Annotated in this window: 4 protein-coding genes; all 4 read left to right on the top strand. The window is 46.7% G+C overall.

The window, feature by feature from the left end; all coding sequences use genetic code 11:
• The first annotated feature begins 216 nt into the window (after positions 1–216).
• From gspC to gspF, 4 genes are read left to right on the top strand one after another with little or no spacing between them, the layout of a single operon-like run.
• Positions 217–1,113: a type II secretion system protein GspC gene (gene gspC / locus B9J84_RS14305; RefSeq protein ID WP_404207465.1), complete on the top strand. Its 897-nt coding sequence runs from the start codon at positions 217–219 to the stop codon at positions 1,111–1,113.
• A 38-nt stretch (positions 1,114–1,151) separates the two neighbouring features.
• Positions 1,152–3,185 (top strand): type II secretion system secretin GspD, encoded by a 2,034-nt coding sequence (gene gspD, locus B9J84_RS14300; RefSeq protein ID WP_094124417.1) that lies wholly within the window; start codon positions 1,152–1,154, stop codon positions 3,183–3,185.
• On the top strand, positions 3,182–4,681 hold the full coding sequence (gene gspE, locus B9J84_RS14295) for a type II secretion system ATPase GspE (RefSeq protein ID WP_019282846.1): 1,500 nt from the start codon (positions 3,182–3,184) through the stop codon (positions 4,679–4,681). Before gspD ends, gspE begins: the two co-directional genes overlap by 4 nt.
• Positions 4,681–5,901, top strand: a complete 1,221-nt coding sequence (gene gspF, locus B9J84_RS14290; RefSeq protein ID WP_017045694.1) for a type II secretion system inner membrane protein GspF — start codon at positions 4,681–4,683, stop codon at positions 5,899–5,901. The genes gspE and gspF overlap by 1 nt, the downstream gene beginning before the upstream one ends.
• Position 5,902: the final 1 nt, after the last annotated feature.

Here is a 5,902-nt window from a genome sequence, read left to right as displayed (position 1 = left end):
TCCTATGATATATTAATGTGTTTTTGTAGCGCGATCTTCGCGGTCTTATGTATCTGTTCCATTTAAATGGAAGCATAGTTTAAATGAAATGGAAGTATAGTTTGAGGCCAATCCGCCGGTTTTCGTCTGGCTAACGGCTCATGAATGTGAAATATCATGGTTGAAGTAAGAAAATATCAGTAAGGACATCTTTTGAGGCGAATCGATTTTAGCAGTATGACCTCATCTCGCTTATGGCAAGCAGGTTTGCTACAAAAAATACCGCAATGGCAGAAACCAATCAGCCAATTTCTTACCTTAGTATTGCTGGTCACGTCGGCTTGGATTCTAGGAAAAATGGTGTGGCTGATTCAGCAAAACGCGGTTGATATAACGCCTTGGTCTCCAAGAGCAATCGCATCAACGCCGAATGCGGCGCGTTCGCTTGATCTCTCTTCTTTACAACAAGGAAGTTTATTTGGTCGCTATAGCGAGCAGAAGGTCGAAGCCGCACAGCCTGTGGTCAAAGATGCACCTAAAACCAGCCTTAGCTTATTATTGGTTGGGGTGGTGGCGAGCAATGAACCGAGTAAGAGTCTAGCGGTAATCGCAAATCGTGGCAGTCAATCGACCTATGGTGTTAACGAAGTCATTGAAGGAACCCGTGTCAAATTGAAAGCGGTGTTCAATGATCGCGTTATTATTGATAACTCAGGGCGCGATGAAACCTTGATGTTGGATGGAATTGACTATCATAAACCGAGTGTAGCAACGCCTGAGCGCGTTGTTGCATCGAATGTGCGTGGTAATAACCCAGCGTCTGCAGAAGAGAAGTTGGATGACATTCGCGCCGCTATTGCCAGCAATCCGCAAGAAATCTTTAAATATGTACGCCTGTCGCAAGTGAAACGTGATGACAAAGTGCTTGGATACAGAGTGAGCCCTGGGCAATCTCCTGAGTTGTTTGAGTCGGTAGGGCTACAAGATGGCGATGTCGCAATCGCGTTAAACGGTCAGGATTTAACGGACCCGGACGCCATGAATAAGATTTTTCAGTCAGTCTCTGAGTTAACCGAAATGAACTTAACAGTCGAAAGAGACGGGCAATCCCATGACATTTATATCCAATTTTAGACAGACTGATGCATGAGCATGAGTTTAGGGAGTAAGACGTGAAGCATTGGTTAAACAAAACGACGTGGTTATTGATGGGTGGCTTGTTGTCATCGCCGTTAGTCATGGCAAACGATTTTAGTGCCAGCTTTAAAGGCACTGATATTCAAGAATTCATCAATATCGTGGGCCGTAATCTTGAAAAAACAATCATTGTTGATCCTTCAGTTCGGGGGAAGGTTGATGTCCGCAGCTATGACACGCTTAATGAAGAGCAATACTACAGCTTCTTTTTGAATGTATTGGAAGTGTATGGTTTTGCCGTGGTGGAGATGGACAACGGTGTGCTCAAAGTGATCAAGTCGAAAGATGCCAAAACGTCTGCGATTCCTGTGGTTGGCGATGAAGGAAAAGAGAACGGTGATAGCGTGATCACGCGCGTTGTTGCGGTGCGGAATGTTTCGGTACGAGAGCTTTCACCTTTGCTACGCCAGTTGATCGATAACGCAGGAGCGGGCAACGTAGTGCATTATGATCCGGCGAACATCATTTTGATTACAGGTCGTGCTGCGGTCGTCAACCGTTTAGCCGATATCATCAAACGAGTTGACCAAGCCGGTGACAAAGACATTGAGGTTGTGGAACTAAGTAATGCATCTGCCGCTGAAATGGTGCGTATTGTGGAGGCATTAAACAAAACTACGGATGCTAAAAATACCCCAGAGTTTTTGCAGCCTAAGCTGGTGGCCGATGATCGTACCAATTCGATTTTGATCTCAGGTGATCCTAAAGTCCGTGAACGCCTAAAGCGATTGATCACTCAGCTTGATGTCGAGATGGCAACCAGAGGTAATAACCGCGTCATTTATCTTAAGAATGCGAAAGCGGAAGATTTGGTTGATGTGTTGAAAGGGGTGTCTGACAACTTGCAGGCTGAAAAACAGTCTGGGCAAAAAACAGGGCAAAGTTCACAACGCACCGAAGTGATGATTTCAGCACATGCACCGACCAATTCCTTAATTGTTACCGCTCCGCAAGACATCATGAAAGAGCTAGAAGATGTGGTTGCGCAGTTGGATATTCGTCGCGCTCAGGTATTGATTGAAGCGCTGATTGTTGAAATGGCCGAAGGGGATGGCATCAACTTAGGCGTGCAATGGGGCTCACTCGATAACGGCTCTGTAATTCAGTATGGCAACGCGGGCGCGCCAATCGGTAAGGTAATGATTGGTTTAGAAGAAGCCAAAGATAGCGTTGAGAAAAAACCGATTCGAGATAGCTCAACAGGCGAAATAAAATACTACGAAGAAACAACGAAGAAAGGGGATTACTCTACTTTGGCGTCAGCGCTCGGTGCGGTCAATGGTGCAGCCATGAGCTTAGTGATGGGCGACTGGACGGCCCTTATCAGCGCTGTGTCGAGTGACTCCAACTCGAACATCTTGTCATCACCGAGTATTACGGTGATGGATAATGAAGAAGCCTCCTTCATCGTGGGCGAAGAGGTGCCTGTTTTGACGGGTTCGAGCGCGGGCGCAAATAACGATAATCCTTTCCAAACCGTAGAACGCAAAGAGGTCGGTATCAAGCTGAAAGTGGTACCACAAATCAACGAAGGCGACTCAGTTCAATTGAAAATTGAGCAGGAGGTATCCAACGTATTAGGAGCGAATGGTGCCGTCGATGTCCGTTTTGCAAAGCGTCAATTAAACACATCGGTCATCATTCAAGACGGGCAAATGTTAGTTCTGGGGGGGTTGATTGATGAGCGCGCGGTCGAAAGTGAATCCAAAGTCCCACTATTAGGCGATATACCGGTTTTAGGCTATTTGTTCAAATCGACCAGTACCCAAGTTGAGAAGAAAAACCTGATGGTCTTTATTAAGCCGACCATCATTCGTGATGGCATGACGGCCGATGGCATCACTCAGCGTAAGTACAACTACATTCGTGCAGAGCAGCTTTATAACGCTGATCGCGGTTTGAAGTTGATGGCGAACGACAATATTCCTGTGCTGCCTAAGTTTGGTGATGACCGTACTCATTCTGCGGAAGTACAAGCCTTTATCGAACAAATGGAAAAACAGCAATGACCGAAGTTTTGTCGCAACCTCACTACCGTCGTTTACCGTTTAGCTTTGCCAATCGTTTTAAATTGGTATTAGAGCTGGTAGAAGACAACGAGCTGCCGACGTTATTTTATGTCGCTCCGCTGGCTATCGAATCATTAGTCGAAGTGAAACGAGTCGTGAAACAGCCGCTCAACTTGGTTGAAATTTCACTGGCCGAATTTGAAAGTAAGTTGACTCAAGCTTACCAACGAGACTCGTCAGAAGCGCGACAATTAATGGAAGATATCGGTGCTGACAGTGATGATTTCTTCTCATTAGCCGAAGAGCTGCCGCAAAATGAAGATTTGTTAGAGTCAGAAAACGATGCGCCCATCATCAAATTGATCAACGCCATGCTTGGCGAAGCGATCAAAGAGGGCGCGTCGGATATTCACATTGAAACCTTTGAGAAAATCTTGTCGATTCGTTTTCGTGTCGATGGGGTACTGCGTGAAGTGTTAGCGCCGAGTCGTAAATTAGCGCCGTTGCTGGTTTCACGCGTCAAAGTAATGGCTAAGCTTGATATCGCTGAAAAACGTGTACCACAAGATGGACGCATTTCATTACGCATTGGCGGCCGAGCGGTCGATGTTCGCGTGTCAACCATGCCTTCGTCTCACGGTGAGCGTGTGGTGATGCGTTTGCTAGATAAAAACGCTACGCGCTTAGATCTGCACAGTCTAGGAATGACGGCAGCCAACCACGAAAGCTTCCGTCAATTAATCAAACGACCGCATGGCATTATTTTGGTGACGGGCCCAACCGGTTCAGGAAAATCCACCACCCTGTACGCTGGCCTGCAAGAACTCAACAGCAACGAGCGTAATATTTTAACCGTGGAAGACCCGATTGAGTTCGATATTGATGGTATCGGCCAAACTCAAGTCAATCCTAAAGTGGACATGACTTTCGCGCGAGGATTACGTGCTATTTTGCGTCAAGACCCGGATGTGGTCATGGTTGGGGAAATTCGTGATTTAGAAACCGCGCAGATTGCGGTGCAAGCGTCTTTAACCGGACACTTGGTGATGTCGACGTTGCACACCAATACCGCCATCGGTGCGATAACACGTTTGCGCGATATGGGAATTGAACCCTTTTTGATCTCATCATCGCTGCTTGGCGTATTGGCACAACGCTTAGTGCGTACCTTATGTCCAGATTGCAAAGAGGCCTACCAAGCAGACAATGAGCAGAAAAAACTGTTCAATTGTAAGAAAAAAGAGTCGCTGACACTGTATCGTCCGAAGGGCTGTGACAAATGCAATCACAAAGGGTATCGAGGCCGAACGGGTATACATGAATTGTTGCTGATTGATGATGAGGTACAAGCCTTAATTCATAGCGAAGCCGGAGAGCAAGCAATTGAAAAAGCGGTGCGGGCGAAAACACCGAGCATTCGTGATGACGGGCTTGATAAAGTGCTGAAAGGCATTACCTCACTTGAAGAAGTGATGCGAGTGACGAAGGAAGCATAATGGCGGCATTTGAATATAAAGCGCTCGACGCCAAAGGCAAACAAAAAAAGGGTGTTATTGAGGGGGACCATGCTCGGCAGGTTCGCCAGCGCTTAAAAGAGCAAGGGCTTATACCGATTGAACTCATTGAGACGCAAGCGAAAGCGGCTCAGCGTGAGCAATCGCCTTTGAGTTTTAAGCGCGGTATCAGTACACCGGATTTAGCGCTCATTACTCGCCAGTTATCCACTTTAGTGCAGTCAGGCATGCCATTAGAAGAGTGTTTGAAAGCGGTATCTGAACAATCGGAAAAGCCGCGTATTCGCACCATGTTGGCCGCTGTTCGTTCCAAAGTGACCGAGGGTTATACCTTGTCAGACAGCTTGGGTGATTATCCACATATCTTTGATGACCTGTTTCGTTCGATGGTTGAAGCGGGCGAAAAATCTGGTCATTTGGATTCGGTGCTTGAGCGTTTAGCGGACTATGCTGAGAATCGCCAAAAAATGCGTTCCAAGTTACAACAAGCGATGATTTATCCAGTGGTGTTGGTGGTGTTCGCGGTGTGTATTGTGGCTTTTTTGCTGGCGGCTGTGGTGCCTAAAATCGTCGGACAATTTGTCCAAATGGGGCAAGAATTACCGAAGTCGACTCAATTTCTACTCTCCTCAAGTGATTTTATCCAGCATTGGGGTGTCCAATTGCTGGTGCTATTGGTGATCTTGATTTATCTCGTCCGATGGTTGCTAAGCAAGCCGAATTTGCGGTTGAAGTGGGATAAAAAAATCATCGGCATGCCGTTGATTGGCAAAATCACTCGCGGTCTCAATACTGCGCGTTTTGCGCGAACTTTGTCTATTTGTACCTCCAGTGCGATTCCTATTTTGGATGGGATGCGTGTGGCGGTGGATGTGATGTCCAATAAATACGTTAAGCAACAAGTGTTGTTGGCGGCTGACAATGTTCGCGAAGGGTCGAGCTTGCGTAAAGCGCTTGAGCAAACCAAGTTATTTCCACCGATGATGCTGCATATGATCGCCAGTGGTGAACAAAGTGGTGAGCTCGAAAGTATGCTGACGCGCTCGGCCGATAACCAAGACGCGAGTTTTGAATCGACGGTCAACATCGCATTAGGTATTTTTACCCCGGCGCTGATTGCATTAATGGCTGGGTTGGTACTGTTTATCGTGATGGCGACCTTGATGCCGATTTTAGAAATGAATAATTTAATGAGTCGTTGAT

It is taken from the genome of Vibrio sp. V03_P4A6T147 (assembly GCF_002241085.1).
In the GTDB taxonomy this organism is placed as follows: Bacteria; Pseudomonadota; Gammaproteobacteria; order Enterobacterales; family Vibrionaceae; genus Vibrio; species Vibrio anguillarum.
The sequence above is the reverse complement of the archived record's forward strand: the minus strand, read 5'-3'. Positions and strand labels throughout refer to the sequence as shown.

Excerpts from the sequence above, each read along its gene's own strand:
- gspF (WP_017045694.1), top strand. The coding sequence starts at position 4,681 with ATGGCGGCATTTGAATATAAAGCGCTCGACGCCAAAGGCAAACAAAAA.
- gspE (WP_019282846.1), top strand. The coding sequence starts at position 3,182 with ATGACCGAAGTTTTGTCGCAACCTCACTACCGTCGTTTACCGTTTAGC.
- gspC (WP_404207465.1), top strand. The coding sequence starts at position 217 with ATGACCTCATCTCGCTTATGGCAAGCAGGTTTGCTACAAAAAATACCG.